Source organism: Pseudomonas sp. LTJR-52 (assembly GCF_003691465.1).
Taxonomy (GTDB): Bacteria; Pseudomonadota; Gammaproteobacteria; order Pseudomonadales; family Pseudomonadaceae; genus Chryseomonas; species Chryseomonas luteola.
Genome location: NZ_CP033105.1, coordinates 2,915,519 through 2,931,094, shown reverse-complemented (window position 1 = coordinate 2,931,094; position 15,576 = coordinate 2,915,519). Strand labels below are relative to the sequence as shown.

General features: G+C 55.6%; 19 protein-coding genes. 17 read left to right on the top strand and 2 right to left on the bottom strand.

What is annotated here, in order from left to right; all coding sequences use genetic code 11:
- Nucleotides 1-84: 84 nt before the first annotated feature.
- From fleN to EAW52_RS13650, 12 genes are all read left to right on the top strand, one after another.
- Entirely contained in the window at nucleotides 85-912 is an 828-nt protein-coding gene (gene fleN / locus EAW52_RS13705) for a flagellar synthesis regulator FleN (RefSeq protein ID WP_010797937.1), read from the top strand.
- Nucleotides 909-1,649, top strand: a complete 741-nt coding sequence (gene fliA / locus EAW52_RS13700; RefSeq protein WP_019365144.1) for an RNA polymerase sigma factor FliA — start codon at nucleotides 909-911, stop codon at nucleotides 1,647-1,649. The genes fleN and fliA overlap by 4 nt, the downstream gene beginning before the upstream one ends.
- 79 nt (nucleotides 1,650-1,728) lie before the next feature.
- Nucleotides 1,729-2,103 carry a chemotaxis response regulator CheY gene (locus EAW52_RS13695; RefSeq protein WP_173869067.1) on the top strand — a complete coding sequence of 125 codons (375 nt, stop codon included), beginning with the start codon at nucleotides 1,729-1,731 and terminating at the stop codon, nucleotides 2,101-2,103.
- A gap of 19 nt (nucleotides 2,104-2,122) precedes the next feature.
- Nucleotides 2,123-2,908 carry a protein phosphatase CheZ gene (locus EAW52_RS13690; protein WP_019365142.1) on the top strand — a complete coding sequence of 262 codons (786 nt, stop codon included), beginning with the start codon at nucleotides 2,123-2,125 and terminating at the stop codon, nucleotides 2,906-2,908.
- Between the two features lie 26 nt (nucleotides 2,909-2,934).
- Nucleotides 2,935-5,160, top strand: coding sequence for a chemotaxis protein CheA (locus tag EAW52_RS13685; RefSeq protein ID WP_122042881.1), 2,226 nt, complete (start codon nucleotides 2,935-2,937; stop codon nucleotides 5,158-5,160).
- 28 nt (nucleotides 5,161-5,188) lie between these two features.
- On the top strand, nucleotides 5,189-6,292 hold the full coding sequence (locus EAW52_RS13680; RefSeq protein ID WP_122042879.1) for a chemotaxis response regulator protein-glutamate methylesterase: 1,104 nt from the start codon (nucleotides 5,189-5,191) through the stop codon (nucleotides 6,290-6,292).
- A gap of 85 nt (nucleotides 6,293-6,377) precedes the next feature.
- Nucleotides 6,378-7,118, top strand: coding sequence for a flagellar motor protein (locus tag EAW52_RS13675; protein WP_122042877.1), 741 nt, complete (start codon nucleotides 6,378-6,380; stop codon nucleotides 7,116-7,118).
- Between the two features lie 4 nt (nucleotides 7,119-7,122).
- Entirely contained in the window at nucleotides 7,123-7,944 is an 822-nt protein-coding gene (gene motD / locus EAW52_RS13670; RefSeq protein WP_010797944.1) for a flagellar motor protein MotD, read from the top strand.
- 92 nt (nucleotides 7,945-8,036) lie between these two features.
- Nucleotides 8,037-8,828, top strand: coding sequence for a ParA family protein (locus EAW52_RS13665; RefSeq protein ID WP_122042875.1), 792 nt, complete (start codon nucleotides 8,037-8,039; stop codon nucleotides 8,826-8,828).
- 77 nt (nucleotides 8,829-8,905) lie between these two features.
- Nucleotides 8,906-9,793, top strand: coding sequence for a CheW domain-containing protein (locus EAW52_RS13660; protein WP_122042873.1), 888 nt, complete (start codon nucleotides 8,906-8,908; stop codon nucleotides 9,791-9,793).
- A 93-nt stretch (nucleotides 9,794-9,886) separates the two neighbouring features.
- Nucleotides 9,887-10,366: a chemotaxis protein CheW gene (locus EAW52_RS13655; protein WP_010797947.1), complete on the top strand. Its 480-nt coding sequence runs from the start codon at nucleotides 9,887-9,889 to the stop codon at nucleotides 10,364-10,366.
- Complete coding sequence (locus EAW52_RS13650; RefSeq protein WP_122042871.1) at nucleotides 10,366-10,764, top strand: DUF2802 domain-containing protein; 399 nt, start codon at nucleotides 10,366-10,368, stop codon at nucleotides 10,762-10,764. Before EAW52_RS13655 ends, EAW52_RS13650 begins: the two co-directional genes overlap by 1 nt.
- Before the next feature lie 126 nt (nucleotides 10,765-10,890).
- On the opposite strand, the gene EAW52_RS13645 is transcribed toward EAW52_RS13650, so the two are convergent.
- On the bottom strand, nucleotides 10,891-11,205 hold the full coding sequence (locus EAW52_RS13645) for an EscU/YscU/HrcU family type III secretion system export apparatus switch protein (protein ID WP_122042869.1): 315 nt from the start codon (nucleotides 11,203-11,205) through the stop codon (nucleotides 10,891-10,893).
- A complete protein-coding gene (locus tag EAW52_RS13640) occupies nucleotides 11,202-12,725 on the bottom strand; it encodes a flagellar hook-length control protein FliK (RefSeq protein ID WP_122042867.1) in 1,524 nt (507 codons plus the stop codon). Before EAW52_RS13640 ends, EAW52_RS13645 begins: the two co-directional genes overlap by 4 nt.
- Nucleotides 12,726-12,868: 143 nt before the next feature.
- Between EAW52_RS13640 and ccmA the strand changes: the two genes are divergently transcribed.
- Genes ccmA through ccmE form a run of 5 tightly spaced genes read left to right on the top strand, consistent with a single transcriptional unit; the run spans nucleotide 12,869 to nucleotide 15,562 of the window.
- On the top strand, nucleotides 12,869-13,492 hold the full coding sequence (gene ccmA / locus EAW52_RS13635) for a cytochrome c biogenesis heme-transporting ATPase CcmA (RefSeq protein WP_122042865.1): 624 nt from the start codon (nucleotides 12,869-12,871) through the stop codon (nucleotides 13,490-13,492).
- The gene (ccmB, locus tag EAW52_RS13630) at nucleotides 13,489-14,160 is read left to right on the top strand and encodes a heme exporter protein CcmB (protein WP_122042863.1); all 672 of its coding nucleotides are present in this window, start codon (nucleotides 13,489-13,491) and stop codon (nucleotides 14,158-14,160) included. Before ccmA ends, ccmB begins: the two co-directional genes overlap by 4 nt.
- Nucleotides 14,161-14,172: 12 nt before the next feature.
- Nucleotides 14,173-14,934, top strand: coding sequence for a heme ABC transporter permease (locus EAW52_RS13625; protein ID WP_122042862.1), 762 nt, complete (start codon nucleotides 14,173-14,175; stop codon nucleotides 14,932-14,934).
- Nucleotides 14,931-15,107, top strand: coding sequence for a heme exporter protein CcmD (gene ccmD, locus EAW52_RS13620; RefSeq protein ID WP_010797954.1), 177 nt, complete (start codon nucleotides 14,931-14,933; stop codon nucleotides 15,105-15,107). The genes EAW52_RS13625 and ccmD overlap by 4 nt, the downstream gene beginning before the upstream one ends.
- Nucleotides 15,104-15,562 carry a cytochrome c maturation protein CcmE gene (gene ccmE / locus EAW52_RS13615; RefSeq protein WP_122042860.1) on the top strand — a complete coding sequence of 153 codons (459 nt, stop codon included), beginning with the start codon at nucleotides 15,104-15,106 and terminating at the stop codon, nucleotides 15,560-15,562. The genes ccmD and ccmE overlap by 4 nt, the downstream gene beginning before the upstream one ends.
- Nucleotides 15,563-15,576: the final 14 nt, after the last annotated feature.

Below are 15,576 nucleotides of genomic sequence, written 5' to 3'. Positions count from 1 at the left end.
TGCCAGCTGGCTCGTTAGCACAACGATCTGGCTACACCATAAATGCCCTCTACGGGCTGGCTGGTTTTTCATAGGTGTACAGCAATGGGTATGCATCCCGTACAGGTAATTGCAGTGACAGGCGGCAAGGGAGGCGTTGGGAAAACCAACGTTTCGGTAAACCTTTCGCTAGCGTTGGCTGAACTGGGCCGACGTGTCATGTTGCTCGATGCCGACTTGGGCTTGGCAAACGTCGACGTTTTGCTCGGGTTGACTCCGAAGCAGACACTCGCCGATGTGATCGAAGGTAAATGTGATCTTCGCGACGTGATTTTGCAAGGCCCTGGCGGTATCCGGGTCGTTCCGGCCGCTTCCGGTGCGCAAGCCATGGTGCAGTTGTCGTCTCTTCAACATGCCGGTCTGATCCAGGCATTCAGTGACATCAGCAACGATATCGATGTGCTTGTTGTCGATACGGCTGCCGGCATCGGTGATTCGGTTGTGAGCTTTGTACGGGCTGCCCAGGAGGTGCTTCTGGTGGTCTGTGATGAGCCTACTTCGATCACGGACGCTTATGCGCTTATCAAGATGTTCAACCGCGATCATGGAATCACGCGGTTTCGCGTACTGGCGAATATGGCATTGACGCCCCAGGAAGGTCGCAATCTCTTTGCTAAGCTGACCAAGGTAACTGATCGTTTCTTGGATGTGGCTCTGCAGTATGTGGGTGCGGTTCCTTTTGATGAATGTGTACGGAAAGCCGTCCAGAAGCAGCGGTCCGTATACGAAGCATACCCGCGCTCTAAAGCCGCTCTGGCTTTCCGGGCCATTGCCCAGAAGGTGGACGCTTGGCCCTTGCCGGCCAACCCACGCGGTCACTTGGAGTTTTTCGTCGAACGATTGGTGCAACCCACTGTAGGGCCAAATGTATGACAGCGTCCAGCGGTCTCCGTATGTACAGTAAATCTCAGACCCATTCACAGCAGGAGCAACTGATCAATCAGTATGCGCCGCTGGTCAAGCGCATTGCCTATCACCTGCTGGCGCGTCTGCCTGCCAATGTACAGGTGGAGGATCTTATGCAGGCCGGCATGATCGGCCTGCTTGAGGCCTCTAAGAAATACGATGCTGGTAAAGGTGCAAGCTTTGAAACCTATGCCGGTATCCGTATCCGCGGAGCCATGCTGGACGAGGTTCGCAAAGGTGATTGGGCACCTCGTTCGGTGCACCGTAACAGCCGTATGGTGGCCGACGCGATTCGTGCTGTTGAAGCAAGAACTGGTCGTGACGCTAAAGATCCTGAAGTTGCTGCCGAACTTGGTGTAAGCCTTGAAGAATATTACGGCATTCTCAATGACACATTGGGAAGTCGTCTGTTTAGCTTCGATGACTTGATGGAAGAGGGTGAGCACGGTCTCGAGGAGAGCGGAGCCCATGATTTCGAGCCAGGTCGAGGACTGGAAGATGAGCGTTTCAAGCGGGCCCTGGCGGAAGCCATTGCCAATCTTCCAGAGCGTGAGCGTCTCGTCTTGTCGCTGTATTACGACGAGGAGTTGAACCTAAAGGAAATCGGAGAGGTGCTTGGGGTAAGTGAATCCCGAGTCTGTCAACTGCACAGTCAGTGCGCAGCACGTTTGCGGGCTCGTCTGGCTGAATGGCGTTCGCGCTAAGGCAAAACACTAAGCATGTATGGCATGCCTTTGAAGAGGCATGTCTGGGGTAAGGATGGAGGTCGACTTGGACAAAGATATGAAAATTCTCATCGTGGACGATTTCTCCACCATGAGACGCATCATCAAGAATCTGCTGCGAGATCTGGGGTTCACCAACACTACCGAGGCCGATGACGGCTTGACGGCGTTGCCGATGCTGCAAAGCGGCAACTTCGACTTCCTGGTAACGGACTGGAACATGCCCGGCATGACCGGTATCGACCTGCTACGGGAAGTCCGTGCCGATGCACGCCTGAAGAACCTGCCTGTTCTGATGGTAACGGCCGAAGCCAAGCGCGAACAAATTGTCGAGGCAGCTCAAGCGGGTGTGAATGGTTACGTTGTAAAGCCGTTTACTGCCCAGGTGCTCAAAGAAAAGATCGACAAGATCTTTGAGCGGGTCAACGGCTGATAACCATCTCGAGGATGTTATGGACCTTGGCAGTAAATCATTCGAAGACCTGGAATCGACCCTGAAAAAGCATGCCCAAGAGCTGGTTGCCAGCCTTGAGAATGGCAATTTCAGCCAGGCAGTGCAGCTCATCAATGAGCTCAATCAGGTGCGAGATCGTGGTCTGTATCAGGAAATCGGCAAGCTGACGCGTGAGTTGCACAACGCGATCGTCAACTTCCAGATCGATCCCCAGGCGTCCTATGCCAATGAAGTCACAAACATTGCAGACGCTACCGATCGCCTAAGCTACGTTGTGGAAATGACGGAGCGTGCTGCCAACCGTACCATGGACTTGGTCGATGCCAGCACACCGCTTATCGAATCATTTGGTAAGGACGCTCATGACCTTCACGCCGAGTGGGGCCGCTTCATGCGGCGCGAGCTCAGTGCCGAGGAGTTCCGCGAGCTGGCTAAGCGCGTCGGTGCGTTTTTGGGGCGCAGCGATGAGGACGCACACAAGCTGTCTTCACTGCTGAACGACATCCTGCTGGCTCAGGACTACCAGGATCTTACCGGTCAAGTCATCAAGCGTGTGACGAACCTTGTCACACAAGTCGAGCGCGATCTCGTCAAGCTGGTCCGTATGGCCGGTCAGGTGGATCGTTATGCAGGAATTAGCCACGACCACGTCAAGGCCATCGAAGAAATTCAAAAAGAAAAGTCTTCGAAGGGTGAAGGTCCGCAGATTCATGCCGATAAAAGAGAAGACGTCGTATCCAGCCAGGATGACGTAGATGACCTTCTGTCCAGCCTTGGTTTCTAAACCTGGCCTTTTTGGAGAGTGCATGAATGAGCTTCGACGCCGATGAAGAAATCCTCCAGGATTTCCTGGTAGAGGCCGGCGAGATTCTCGAATTGTTGTCCGAGCAATTGGTGGAACTCGAAAGCCGCCCGGATGATATGAATCTTCTCAACGCCATCTTCCGTGGATTCCACACGGTAAAGGGAGGGGCAGGCTTCCTCCAGCTGCACGCCCTTGTTGAGTGCTGCCACATTGCCGAAAACGTGTTCGATATCCTGCGTAAGGGTGAGCGCCGCGTTGATGCCGAGCTGATGGACGTTGTCCTTCAAGCTCTGGATACGGTAAACGAAATGTTCGGCCAGGTACGTGAGCGTACTGAGCCGACACCGGCTACTCCTGAGCTGCTGGCTGCCTTGGCACGTCTGGCGGAGCCTGAAGGCGCCGAACCTGTTCCCGCTGTTGTGGAGCTGGTTCAGGCCCCTGTGGTTGCTGCCCAGGCACCTGCTGCCAGTGATGTAAGTGACGATGAGTTTGACCGACTCCTCGATGCAATCGGGAATGAGCCTGCACCTGTGGCAGCCGTTGGCTCGGCCGTACCTGCATCTGGCGACGAAATCACCGATGACGAGTTTGAATCCCTGCTGGATCAGCTGCACGGCAAAGGTAAGTTCGATGCTGCTGTTGCAGCGCCGTCCGAGCCTGCCAAGGCTGCTGCTCCGGTAGCCAAGTCAGGTGACGAGATCACGGATGACGAGTTCGAATCTCTGCTGGATCAGCTGCACGGCAAAGGTAAGTTTGATGCTGCTGTTGCAGCGCCGTCCGAACCTGTCAAGGCTGCTGCTCCGGTAGCCAAGTCAGGTGATGAAATCACGGATGACGAGTTCGAATCTCTGCTGGATGAGCTGCATGGAAAAGGCCGTTTCGATGGTGGTGTTGCGGCTGCTCCTGTAGCACCTGCACCCGCTCCGGTTGCCAAGGCGGTATCTGCTCCTGTGGCGAAGCCCCAGCCTGCAGCGGCCCCGGCACCGGCGGTCAGCGCAGCACCGAAGGCTGAACCACGTGCGGCGGCTGCCCCGGCAGGCGAGAAGCCTGCCAGCGAAGCTGAAACAACCGTGCGTGTGGACACCGCCCGTCTCGACGAGATCATGAACATGGTCGGCGAGCTGGTGCTGGTGCGTAATCGTCTGGTTCGTCTTGGGCTGAACAGCGGCGATGAGGCCATGGCCAAGGCTGTATCAAACTTGGACGTTGTGACAGCGGATCTTCAGACCTCGGTCATGAAGACGCGCATGCAGCCAATCAAGAAAGTATTCGGACGCTTCCCGCGTTTGGTTCGTGATTTGGCACGCAACCTGAAGAAAGAAATCAACCTTGAGCTTGTGGGTGAAGAAACCGACCTCGACAAGAACCTGGTAGAGGCCTTGGCTGACCCGCTGGTGCACTTGGTGCGCAACGCAGTTGACCATGGAATCGAGGAGCCCGCCGAGCGCGAGAAGAATGGCAAAGCCCGTGCCGGCCGTGTCGTTCTGTCTGCGGAGCAGGAGGGCGATCATATCCTGTTGGCCATTTCCGACGATGGCAAAGGGATGGACCCCAACGCTCTGCGCGCCAAGGCTGTTGAAAAAGGCCTGCTCGACAAGGATGCGGCGGAACGTCTGACCGATCTTGAATGCTACAACCTGATCTTTGCACCAGGCTTTTCAACCAAGACCGAAATCTCCGATATTTCCGGTCGCGGTGTGGGCATGGACGTGGTGAAGACCAAGATTACCCAGCTTAACGGCACGGTAAACGTCTTCTCCAATAAGGGGCAGGGCTCCAAGATTGTGATCAAGGTCCCGCTGACCCTGGCGATTATGCCAACCCTGATGGTAATGCTGGGCGATCAGGCCTTTGCATTCCCACTAGTCAACGTGAACGAGATCTTCCACCTGGACCTCTCGCGCACCAATGTGGTCGACGGTCAGGAAGTGGTCGTGGTTCGCGACAAAGCACTGCCGCTGTTCTACCTCAAGCGCTGGCTGGTCAAGGATGCGGCTTACGATGAGCAACAGCAGGAAGGTCACGTTGTTATCCTGTCGGTCGGTACGCAACGCATCGGTTTTGTTGTGGATCAACTGGTAGGTCAGGAAGAAGTAGTCATCAAGCCATTAGGCAAGATGTTGCAAGGAACGCCGGGTATGTCGGGAGCTACCATTACAGGTGATGGCCGGATCGCATTGATCCTTGACGTACCGAGCATGCTCAAGCGCTACGCGCGCCGCGGTATTTGAGTCGAAGCCCCGCCGTTAGGAGTGTCATATGGCTGTAAGAGTGTTGGTGGTGGATGATTCGGGTTTCTTCCGCCGCCGTTTGACTGAAATCCTGGCGGGTGATCCCAATATTACGGTCGTCGGTACGGCGACCAATGGGCGTGAAGGGATTGATCAGGTGATGGCGTTGAAACCCGACGTTGTTACCATGGATTATGAGATGCCCTTCATGGATGGCATTACGGCCGTTCGGCACATCATGCAGAAGTGCCCGACGCCTGTTCTGATGTTTTCGTCGCTGACGCATGAAGGCGCTCGGGTTACGCTCGATGCGCTGGATGCGGGGGCGGTAGATTATCTACCCAAGAATTTTGAGGATATTTCCCGCCATCCCGAGAGCGTAAAGCGCTTGTTGTGCGAGAAGATCCATACCATTGCGCGCAGCAACCGCCGGTTATCGTCTGGAAGTGGGTCGGCCCATGCGCCTGCACCCACCTCGACAACCCCTCGCGCGGCGGCGCGGACTGCTTCGGTACATCCGGCAGGCTCCTCGGCTTCAGCGTCGGTGACCAGTGCTGCGCCACGGCGCAAGAATTACAAGCTGGTGGCTATCGGTACGTCGACCGGTGGTCCTGTGGCGTTGCAACGGGTATTGACCCAATTGCCTGCCAATTTTCCAGCGCCAATCGTGCTGATTCAGCATATGCCTGCCGCCTTTACCAAGGCGTTTGCAGAGCGTCTAGACAAATTGTGCAAGATTTCTGTCAAGGAAGCTGAGGATGGCGATCAGCTTCGTCCTGGGCTGGCGCTACTGGCGCCTGGCGGCAAGCAGATGATGCTGGACGGGCGTGGCGGCGTGAAGATATTGCCGGGCGATGAGCGACTGAATTACAAGCCCTGCGTCGATATCACCTTTGGCTCGGCGGCCAAGGTTTTCCCGGACAAGGTATTGGCGGTGGTGCTGACCGGCATGGGCTCCGATGGCCGTGAAGGTGCTCGCCTGCTCAAGCAGGGCGGTAGCCAGATCTGGGCGCAGGACGAGGCCAGCTGCGTGATTTATGGCATGCCCATGGCCGTGGTCAAGGCAAATCTGGCAGATGCCGTCTACAGTCTTGACGACATCGGTCGACACATTACTGACGCGTGCATGTAATGGTACCGCTCTTGCCAGGCAAGAGCGGCGCCGGATTTGAATTTGACAGGTTTTGGCTTGCCGCCATGCCTTAGGGAGATGATGTGTGGATGTCTTGAGCCTGATTGGCATCCTGTTGGCCTTTATTGCCATCATTGGAGGTAATTTTCTTGAGGGCGGCACCATCGCCGCTCTACTCAACGGACCTGCTGCCCTGATCGTACTGGGCGGCACATGCGGTGCAGCCATGCTGCAGACGCCTATCCGTGTTCTCAAGCGTTCCCTGACAATGCTTAGTTGGGTTTTCCTGCCGCCAAGAGTCGACATGCCAGCCGGTATCAATCGCATCATCGGCTGGAGCATGTCCGCCCGTAAGGAAGGTCTGCTGGGGCTTGAGCCGCTCGTGGATGCCGAACGTGATCCATTCGCCCGCAAAGGTCTGCAGCTACTGGTCGATGGCGCCGAGCCTGAAGCCATTCGCAGCATTCTGGAAGTCGATATGTATGGCCAGGAAGATCGTGATATCCAGGCGGCCAAGCTGTTCGAGGCCATGGGTGGGTATGCGCCTACTATTGGTATCATCGGCGCCGTGATGGGGCTTATCCATGTCATGCAGAATCTGGCAGATCCGTCCCAGTTGGGTAACGGGATCGCTGTTGCATTCGTAGCCACAATCTATGGGGTCGCATTCGCTAACCTGCTGTTACTTCCGATTGCCTATAAGCTCAAAGGCATGGTGCTGCGTCAGACTCGCTACCGGGAAATGCTTCTGGAAGGTTTGTTGTCTATTGGCGAAGGTGAAAACCCTCGTTCTATCGAACTCAAGCTGCAAGGCTTTATGGAGTAAACCGATGCGTCGCCGTCGACACGAGGAGCATGAAAATCACGAACGCTGGCTGGTGTCCTACGCGGATTTCATCACCTTGCTGTTTGCTTTCTTTGTTGTGATGTATTCCATCTCATCCATCAATGAGGGCAAGTACAAAATTCTGTCCGAGACGCTGACCGGTATCTTTACAGAGCCGGATCGCTCCATGAAACCTATTCCTATTGGGGATCAGGTGCCTCGCAGCGTTCAGCCTACCATCGAGCAGAATACGCCTGCATCGGATAACGCGCCGGCGACTACTCAAGCAGTCGATCCGCTTGAGCAGATAGCAACCAGTATGCAGAACGCCTTTGGCGATCTCATCAACTCGGATCAGATGACTCTGAGGGCAACCGAGACTTGGTTAGAAATCGAGCTGAATTCCAATCTGCTTTTTCCTAGCGGGGATGCCATTCCAGGCGATCCAGCCTTTGGCTTGATGGCGAAGGTTGCCAAAATTCTGGCGCCTTACAAGAACCCGATTCAGGTAGAAGGGTTTACTGACAATATTCCCATCAGTACGCCCCAATATCCTACCAACTGGGAGCTTTCAGCGGCGCGATCCGCCAGTATTGCTCGGCTGCTGATTGGTGATGGCGTTACACCCGAACGGCTCGCCGTGGTCGGGTATGGCAGCTATCAACCAATAGCAGATAACTCCACCCCTGAGGGCAGGGCGCGGAACCGTCGGGTGGTGTTGCTCATTTCACGAAATGTCGACATTCACCGTGGCGTGAGTGGTTTTCAGGAGCGCTCCGCTTCTGGCAGAAATGGCACGCAAAGTGCACCTGCTCCCTCCAAGTAAGCGGTAGAACCAATCGCTGTCAAATCTCCGCCGCTGGTATGTCCAGCGGCTTGGCCTTGGCAATGCAGTACGCTGCCTGGGGAGGGTAAAACGTGAGAGTTTGGGCAATAGCCAATCAAAAGGGCGGGGTAGGCAAGACAACAACGTCTGTTTCGCTGGCAGGGCTTCTGGCTGACTCGGGCAAGCGTGTCCTGATAGTCGATCTTGACCCCCATGGCTCCTTGACGAGTTATTTTGGACAGGATCCGGATCGACTGGAGCGCAGCGCCTTCGAACTGTTCCTGCATCAGGGGCAGGTTCCGGACGGGCTACCCAAACAACTTCTGCTACCGACCAGCCATGAGCGCATCTCAATGCTGCCGGCCAGTACGGCGCTGGCGACCTTGGAGCGGCAATCGCCAGGACAGAATGGCATGGGGCTGGTGATTTCCAAAAGCCTCGCGCAGCTGTGGAATGATTTTGATTATGCCCTGATCGACAGTCCGCCCTTGTTGGGCATTCTGATGGTCAATGCATTGGCGGCAAGCCAGCAGTTGGTCATTCCCGTGCAAACGGAATTTCTGGCGATCAAGGGATTGGAGCGTATGGTCAATACATTGGCCATGATCAACCGCTCCAGAAAGCAGGCGCTTCCTTACACGATCGTACCGACTCTGTTCGACCGGCGTACCCAGGCTTCGCTGGGGACGCTTAAGTACCTCCGGGACAATTATGTCGAGCACCTGTGGCAAGCGTTCATTCCCATCGATACCAAGCTGCGGGATGCCAGCCGTGCAGGGATGACCCCCTCGCAGAACGATGCGAATAGTCGTGGTGTCATTGCATATAAGGCGTTGCTTAAGCATCTGCTTGATATGCAGCCTGCCTCGATGAACGTCGCGTGAAGACATGGTGATGCAGTACTCAAGTTTTTGCGGTATCCAGCCGATAGTTTCTTCAATCTTGAAGTGTGATACGTGACATGAGCCGTTCTACTAGCACTGAAATTCGTCCACAGCTGGCTTTGCAGTCCTATTTGGATGCGCTGCTGATGGAGGCGACACTCGAGCTGCCGGTAGAGACGCCTGCCGTCCTCCAGCATGAGGCGGTTGTCGTCTCGTTGGTTGAAGCGGCGCCCGTGTCTGCGTCTGATCCTGTTGCGCCTACGGTTCAGAGCGTGTCTTTAGACGAGTTCGAGGCGGCTGTACGTGAGGAGAAGGCACGCGATGCCCAAATCAGGGAAACGCCTGCCCAGAAGCTTGCCGAGCCCGCCAGCCTGCCTGTGGTGCCGGTTGTTAAGCCTGTAGTGGCAGAGCCGGAAAAAGTTGTTGATACCGTTATTCCGTTAAGAACTGTTCAGGCTGTCGAGCAGCAGGTGCAGCCTTTCAAGGTAAGCGACGACGGAAGGCCGGAATGGGCTGAAGAGCCGTTTGAATGTCTGTTGTTCGACGTGGCGGGGCTGACCCTTGCTGTGCCGCTGATATGTTTGGGAACGATTCATTCACTGGAAGGCCGCGAGCTGACGCCATTGTTTGGTCAGCCCGATTGGTTCCTGGGCATCCTGCCCAGCCCGCAGGGTAATTTGAAGGTATTGGATGCCGCGCGCTGGGTCATGCCTGAGCGCTACCGCGAAGACTTCAAGGAAGGCCTTCGGTTCGTTATCTCGGTTGAAGGGTATGACTGGGGAATTGCGGTACATCAGGTCAGTCGTTCGATACGCCTGGACCCTGCCGAGGTCAAGTGGCGAACGCAACGATCCCAGCGGCCATGGCTGGCGGGAACGGTAATTGAGCATATGTGTGCCTTGCTGGATGTATCGGCGCTTGCGGCGCTGATTGAAAGCGGTGCTGCAAAGCAAAGGAAACAATAGAAGGGTTGGCCTACGCTTAAGGGGTCGATTCTGGATCAACCAAGGCGGGAAGACCGCTAAGACCGCCAAGGCGGTATCAACGAGGCTGGGAAAATGAAGAAAACGTCTGCACAAGGTTCCGAAGATCCAATCCTGCAGTGGGTAACCTTCCGTCTGGACAACGAGACGTACGGTATCAATGTCATGCAGGTTCAGGAAGTGCTGCGCTATACGGAAATAGCACCGGTGCCAGGTGCTCCAAGCTACGTGCTGGGTATCATCAACCTGCGCGGTAATGTCGTGACGGTAATTGATACACGTCAGCGTTTTGGCCTGGACTCTGCCGAGATCACGGATAACACCCGTATCGTGATTATCGAGGCCGACAAGCAAGTCGTTGGTATTCTTGTCGACAGCGTGGCTGAAGTCGTTTATTTGCGTCAGTCTGAAATCGAAACCGCGCCAAACGTGGGTAACGATGAATCCGCCAAGTTTATCCAGGGCGTTTGCAACAAGAACGGCGAGCTGCTGATTCTTGTCGAATTGGATAAGATGATGAGCGAAGAAGAATGGTCTGAGTTGGAAAGTATCTAATGTTGGCAGCGTTGATCGTGCTGGTGTTCATTTGTCTCGGGCTGGCAGGTGCTTGCTTTCTGCTATGGCAGGAGCTTAAACGGCAGGCGTCAAAGCTTGCCCAGCATGAGGAAACAACCGAAAAGCGCTTGAGGGCTCTAGCCAAGCGGCTGGAAACCTATCAGGCCGGCACGGTCCGTATGGGGGAGCAATTGCATGAGATCAATGAGATTGTTGGACCCCTGCCTGACAGGCTGACTCGTATCGAACAAAGCGATCCGGCAAGCCTGTCGTTCAGTCAGGCTGCCCGTCTTGTGGGACTGGGTGCCAGCGTCGATGATCTGACCCAGTCCTGCGGGCTTTCACGAGCCGAGGCCGAGCTGATCAGCAAGATGCATAAGGCGCGTCAGCAATCCTGACAGAGTGTGCTTTGCACGCCTGTCATAAGGTCTGGCGTTATATCCGACAGGCCTTTCGCATTTCTTCATTTACCGAAAAGCCATCAGTTATTTACTGATGGCTTTTTTATGCTCAGGATAAAGTGCTTAGTATTTGACGGGTAGCGCCGGTAGGGTGGGGCCTTCCTGCCTGCAGGGCATGTTTTGCGGATGCTTGCCTTTCAGGTACCAGGCGAACGCGATGATCTCGGCAATCGTGCGGTACAGCGCTTCAGGAATGGCATCGCCAAGCTCAAGGCGTGCCAGCAGGCGTACCAGGTCAGCGTTCTCATAGATAGGGATTTTGTGCTCTCTGGCCAACGCCAGGATGGCTTCGGCAAGATCTGCATCGCCTTTGGCTGTTAGGGTGGGAGCGGTCTGGCCGTCATAGACCAGTGCGATAGCCTGCTTCGAAGTAGTCATGCGTTTTCATCTATCCAGCGTTCTTCAATGTGCGTGCGTAGTCCACGCACCGGTTTTCCCAGCGTGCATTGCAGCTCGCTTACCAGAAGCCCAGCCTCCAGCAATCGCTCCTTGAAATGCTCCAGCTCATGGGTAATGAGCGCGGCGGTTTCCTTCTGCTCGGCCCAGAACTGGCTCGAAAGCGTACCGCGAGCAAGTTTGGCCTCGACCTGCATATTGCCGAGCGGCTCAAGATCAAAGGCAAGGTCGAGCTTCCAGATGCTGTCACGCAGTTCGCCAGCGCTTTTGGAAGGGCGTTCCTCCTGCAGCTTGTATTGCAGGCAGGTGATGCGCTCACCGTTACGCATGGGGAGTTCCCCTTGCCAGGTAAGCAGCATGGACCCGTCCGAGTAGTGCTGTGTCTGTTCAACGCCAGACAGCTGGTGAGTTTGCAGGCGTGATAGGGCTGCTGTTGCCAACTTGAGCAATTCTTCAAGCTCCATGCCTCCCTGCAGCAGCGAGCTAACTATCCGTGACGGCAGAGGAAAGCTCAACGCAGCATGTTTGGGGTTCCCTTGCCCTAATGCCGTTAGAGCATTACGCAGGCTTCCTGGCAGGTTTGGCACGCCGACTTGAGGAGGAAAAGTGGAGGTCGTTGTGGTCTGGCTCAGTTGACCGATCAGGCGGAGCAGGAGCGTCTTGTAGTCCTGCGGCAGCCGTTCGGTCTCCCCTGAAATAAGGTGTCGCTCCAGCAAAATGCCGCTTCGCTCGAACAAGGTTTTTACGACATTAGGGTTCTTGAGTTCTTCAACCTCGGGTACGGAGGCGAGCAGCTGACCAAGCGTATCGCGCAACACGCCGCGCGTGGCGGGCGAGTCCGTGAGTAGCGGCAGAGCTTGAAACAATTGGGCCAGCGAGCCTTGTCGCTGGAACTGAGCCGTCAACTGGTGTCCCAGCTCAATTTGATCGAGTCTTCCGCTGGAGGGCACCAGAGCAACCTGCTGTGCATCGCGTACCGCAACCGTTATCAGGCTGCCGGGCTTAAGGGCATTTAGCGATTCGATTATCAGTTGTTTGCCTGCAAGGGCACCGTTGAGCAATGTCACAACGGATTTGAAGGATATCTGCCCCTCAGAGGCGTCGGCTGGTTGACTGCTGACCACTCGCGTCTGCAGCAGGGTGCCTGGCGGAAGCGCTTTGGTATCCAGGCTTTTCAAAGGCGTCTCTGCCTTGGCCTCGATCTGTACAGCCAGGCGGGTAGACGATAACGCCATGATGTTTAGTAGCGAACCGGTTGGCAGAGGTGAAGTGCTTTCCGCAGGTAGGGTAAGTTGACGTCCATTGGCAAGCGTCAACTGCAGCAATAACTGAAAACTCTGCAGGTTCTGCTTAAGGGCAACAACTTGCGCCTGGGCTGTTTCGCCGGGCAGCAGAGGGCTTTCTGTCGGCAAGGTAATCCGCACGACCGGCTCGGCGGGTAACGCAGCCCGCGTTGGGATAGCTGGGGCAGAAGCGGGGCGGATAGTGCCTATGTCAGCCATGTAGCCACTCTGATAGTTTCATGCAGTCGGTCGTCCAGGCTGGCGTGATGTGTATAATGCTGGCCAATTGACGGGCTTGGTCTTGTTTCCAGCCTACTATAGCGGCCGATTCCGTTCCGACTTGATGCCAATGGTTGCGTGTAGTGATACCCCCTTGTCTTGAAGCCGTTGCGCTCACCTGTGAGCGTGACGAGCGTGTGCTGTTCGAGCAGCTGGATCTTGTGCTCGAATCTGGTGAAATGCTGCAGATAATGGGGCCGAATGGCAGCGGTAAAACTAGTCTGCTACGTCTTTTGGCAGGGCTTATGGCCCCAACGGCCGGTGAGGTGCGTCTGGCTGGTAGGCAGCGACACGAGCCGTTCAGCCAGTTACTCTGGCTTGGTCATGCGACTGGAGTCAAAGGACTCCTGACTGCCGAGGAAAACCTCACATGGTTGTGCGCCTTGAACAAGCCCGCCACTCGGGAAGCGATCTGGCAGGCTCTGGACAACGTAGGGCTGTCTGGCTTCGAGGATGTTCCCTGCCATACGCTTTCTGCCGGACAACAGCGTCGTGTCGCATTGGCTCGCCTGTATCTTGACCCTCCTGCCTTGTGGATACTTGATGAGCCGTTTACGGCTCTCGATCGCCAAGCGGTGGAGCATCTTGAGCAGCACTTGAGCCAGCACTGTGAACAGGGTGGAGCAGTGGTGCTTACTACGCATCATCAAATGACGCAAACGCCGACGCGCTATCGCCAGCTAGAGCTAGGGCAGGGGGTCTCATGAGCGGGTTCTTCGTGCTTCTGCTTAAACGTGAAGCGCTACTGCTATGCCGACGCCCGGTGGAGCTGGCCAATCCGTTGGTGTTCTTTGCGATCGTGATTGCCCTGTTTCCCCTGGCGGTGGGACCTGAAAGCCAGCTGTTGAAAGAGCTGTCGCCAGGGTTGATTTGGGTCGCTGCCTTGTTGGCGGTATTGCTTTCACTGGATGGCCTGTTTCGTAGCGATTTTGAGGACGGCTCACTTGAGCAATGGGTGCTCTCGCCGCATCCACTCTTTGTTCTGGTATTGGCCAAGGTGATGGCGCACTGGGTGTTTACCGGGCTGGCGCTAATCGTACTCTCGCCTGTCCTGGCGCTCATGCTAGGGCTTCCTGTCCAGTGTTTGGGGGTGCTGCTGCTATCGTTGCTGCTCGGTACGCCTGTACTGAGTTTGCTAGGTGCTGTAGGTGCAGCGCTGACTGTAGGGCTCAAGCGGGGCGGGTTGCTGCTGGCTCTGCTTATTCTTCCGCTTTACATTCCGGTGCTCATTCTGGGCAGCGGTGCATTGCAAGCCTCTCTTCATGGAATGCCCGCCGCAGGACAGCTTTTGTGGCTGGGAAGTTTGATGGTTTTATCGCTGACGTTCTCTCCGTTCGCTATTGGCGCTGGGTTACGGATCAGTGTGGGTGAATAATGTGGAACAGTCATGAAGTGGACGTTTTTTCATAAACTGGGCTCGCCCAAATGGTTTTATGCGATCAGTAGCCGGTGGTTGCCCATCCTGGCGTGGGCGGCGGCATGCTTCGTTATGGTAGGCACGGTATGGGGCCTGGTCTTTGCGCCGCAGGATTATCAGCAGGGTAATAGCTTTCGCATCATCTATATCCATGTACCTGCTGCATTTTTGGCGCAGTCGGGGTATCTGCTTCTGGCAATTGCCGGGGTAGTAAGCCTGGTCTGGAAAATGAAGCTGGCCGATGTCGCACTCAAATGCGCAGCACCCGTAGGCGCCTGGATGACTTTTGTTGCGCTGGTAACCGGGTCGATATGGGGCAAGCCAACCTGGGGTGCCTGGTGGGTGTGGGATGCACGGCTGACTTCCATGTTAATCCTGCTGTTCCTGTATTTCGGCATCATTGCGTTGGGGCAGGCTATTTCCAATCGGGAAAGTTCGGCCAAGGCCTGCGCGGTACTCGCCATCGTAGGTGTTATCAACCTGCCAATCATTAAATACAGCGTTGAATGGTGGAACACCCTACATCAGCCTGCCACGTTCACGCTTACCGAAAAACCGGCAATGCCCATCGAGATGTGGCTTCCGCTTCTGATAATGGTGGTTGGTTTTTATTGTTTCTTCGGTGCTGTTGTCCTGATGCGCATGCGTCTTGAAATCTTACGCCGCGAATCACGAACGTCTTGGGCCAAGGCAGTGGTTGAAGAAAGCCTTGGTAAAAGGGGTAAAACATGACGTTTCATTCGATAAGCGAGTTTCTGGCCATGGGTCATCACGGACCTTATGTGTGGTCAGCTTACGGAATCACTGCACTGGTCCTGATAATCAATATCGTGATGCCACGGCTGGCACACCGTCGTTATCTGCAGAGCGAAGCACGCCGCCTGCGTCGGGAGATGAACCCGTGAATGCTGTCCGTAAAAAACGTCTTTTGATCATTCTGGCGATTCTGGCTGGCGTTGGGGTCGCCGTGGCCCTGGCTTTGTCGGCATTGCAACAGAACATCAACCTGTTCTACACGCCCAGCCAGATCGTTTCGGGTGAAGCCCCCGTGGGCACTCGTATCAGGGCGGGCGGTATGGTCGAGCGGGGCTCTCTCCAGCGATCGGCCGACTCGCTCGATGTGCGCTTCATCGTGAGTGATGGCGTTCAACACATTTCCATTAGGTACCATGGCATCCTGCCGGATCTGTTTCGCGAAGGGCAGGGGATCGTCGCGTTAGGCAAGCTCGATGCATCCGGTGTGCTCGATGCCGACGAAGTGTTGGCAAAGCACGACGAAAATTACATGCCGCCTGAAGTAACCAAGGCCCTCAAGGACAGTGGCGCCTACCAGCAGTTTAGTAACCAGAAGGGCAGCTGATGCTGCCGGGCTCT

Bases quoted from the DNA above. Each gene is read 5' to 3' on its own strand.
- fleN (WP_010797937.1), top strand. From the start codon at position 85: ATGGGTATGCATCCCGTACAGGTAATTGCAGTGACAGGCGGCAAGGGA.
- fliA (WP_019365144.1), top strand. From the start codon at position 909: ATGACAGCGTCCAGCGGTCTCCGTATGTACAGTAAATCTCAGACCCAT.
- EAW52_RS13695 (WP_173869067.1), top strand. From the start codon at position 1,729: ATGAAAATTCTCATCGTGGACGATTTCTCCACCATGAGACGCATCATC.
- EAW52_RS13690 (WP_019365142.1), top strand. From the start codon at position 2,123: ATGGACCTTGGCAGTAAATCATTCGAAGACCTGGAATCGACCCTGAAA.
- EAW52_RS13685 (WP_122042881.1), top strand. From the start codon at position 2,935: ATGAGCTTCGACGCCGATGAAGAAATCCTCCAGGATTTCCTGGTAGAG.
- EAW52_RS13680 (WP_122042879.1), top strand. From the start codon at position 5,189: ATGGCTGTAAGAGTGTTGGTGGTGGATGATTCGGGTTTCTTCCGCCGC.
- motD (WP_010797944.1), top strand. From the start codon at position 7,123: ATGCGTCGCCGTCGACACGAGGAGCATGAAAATCACGAACGCTGGCTG.
- EAW52_RS13660 (WP_122042873.1), top strand. From the start codon at position 8,906: ATGAGCCGTTCTACTAGCACTGAAATTCGTCCACAGCTGGCTTTGCAG.
- EAW52_RS13655 (WP_010797947.1), top strand. From the start codon at position 9,887: ATGAAGAAAACGTCTGCACAAGGTTCCGAAGATCCAATCCTGCAGTGG.
- EAW52_RS13650 (WP_122042871.1), top strand. From the start codon at position 10,366: ATGTTGGCAGCGTTGATCGTGCTGGTGTTCATTTGTCTCGGGCTGGCA.
- EAW52_RS13645 (WP_122042869.1), bottom strand. From the start codon at position 11,205: ATGACTACTTCGAAGCAGGCTATCGCACTGGTCTATGACGGCCAGACC.
- EAW52_RS13640 (WP_122042867.1), bottom strand. From the start codon at position 12,725: ATGGCTGACATAGGCACTATCCGCCCCGCTTCTGCCCCAGCTATCCCA.
- ccmB (WP_122042863.1), top strand. From the start codon at position 13,489: ATGAGCGGGTTCTTCGTGCTTCTGCTTAAACGTGAAGCGCTACTGCTA.
- EAW52_RS13625 (WP_122042862.1), top strand. From the start codon at position 14,173: ATGAAGTGGACGTTTTTTCATAAACTGGGCTCGCCCAAATGGTTTTAT.
- ccmD (WP_010797954.1), top strand. From the start codon at position 14,931: ATGACGTTTCATTCGATAAGCGAGTTTCTGGCCATGGGTCATCACGGA.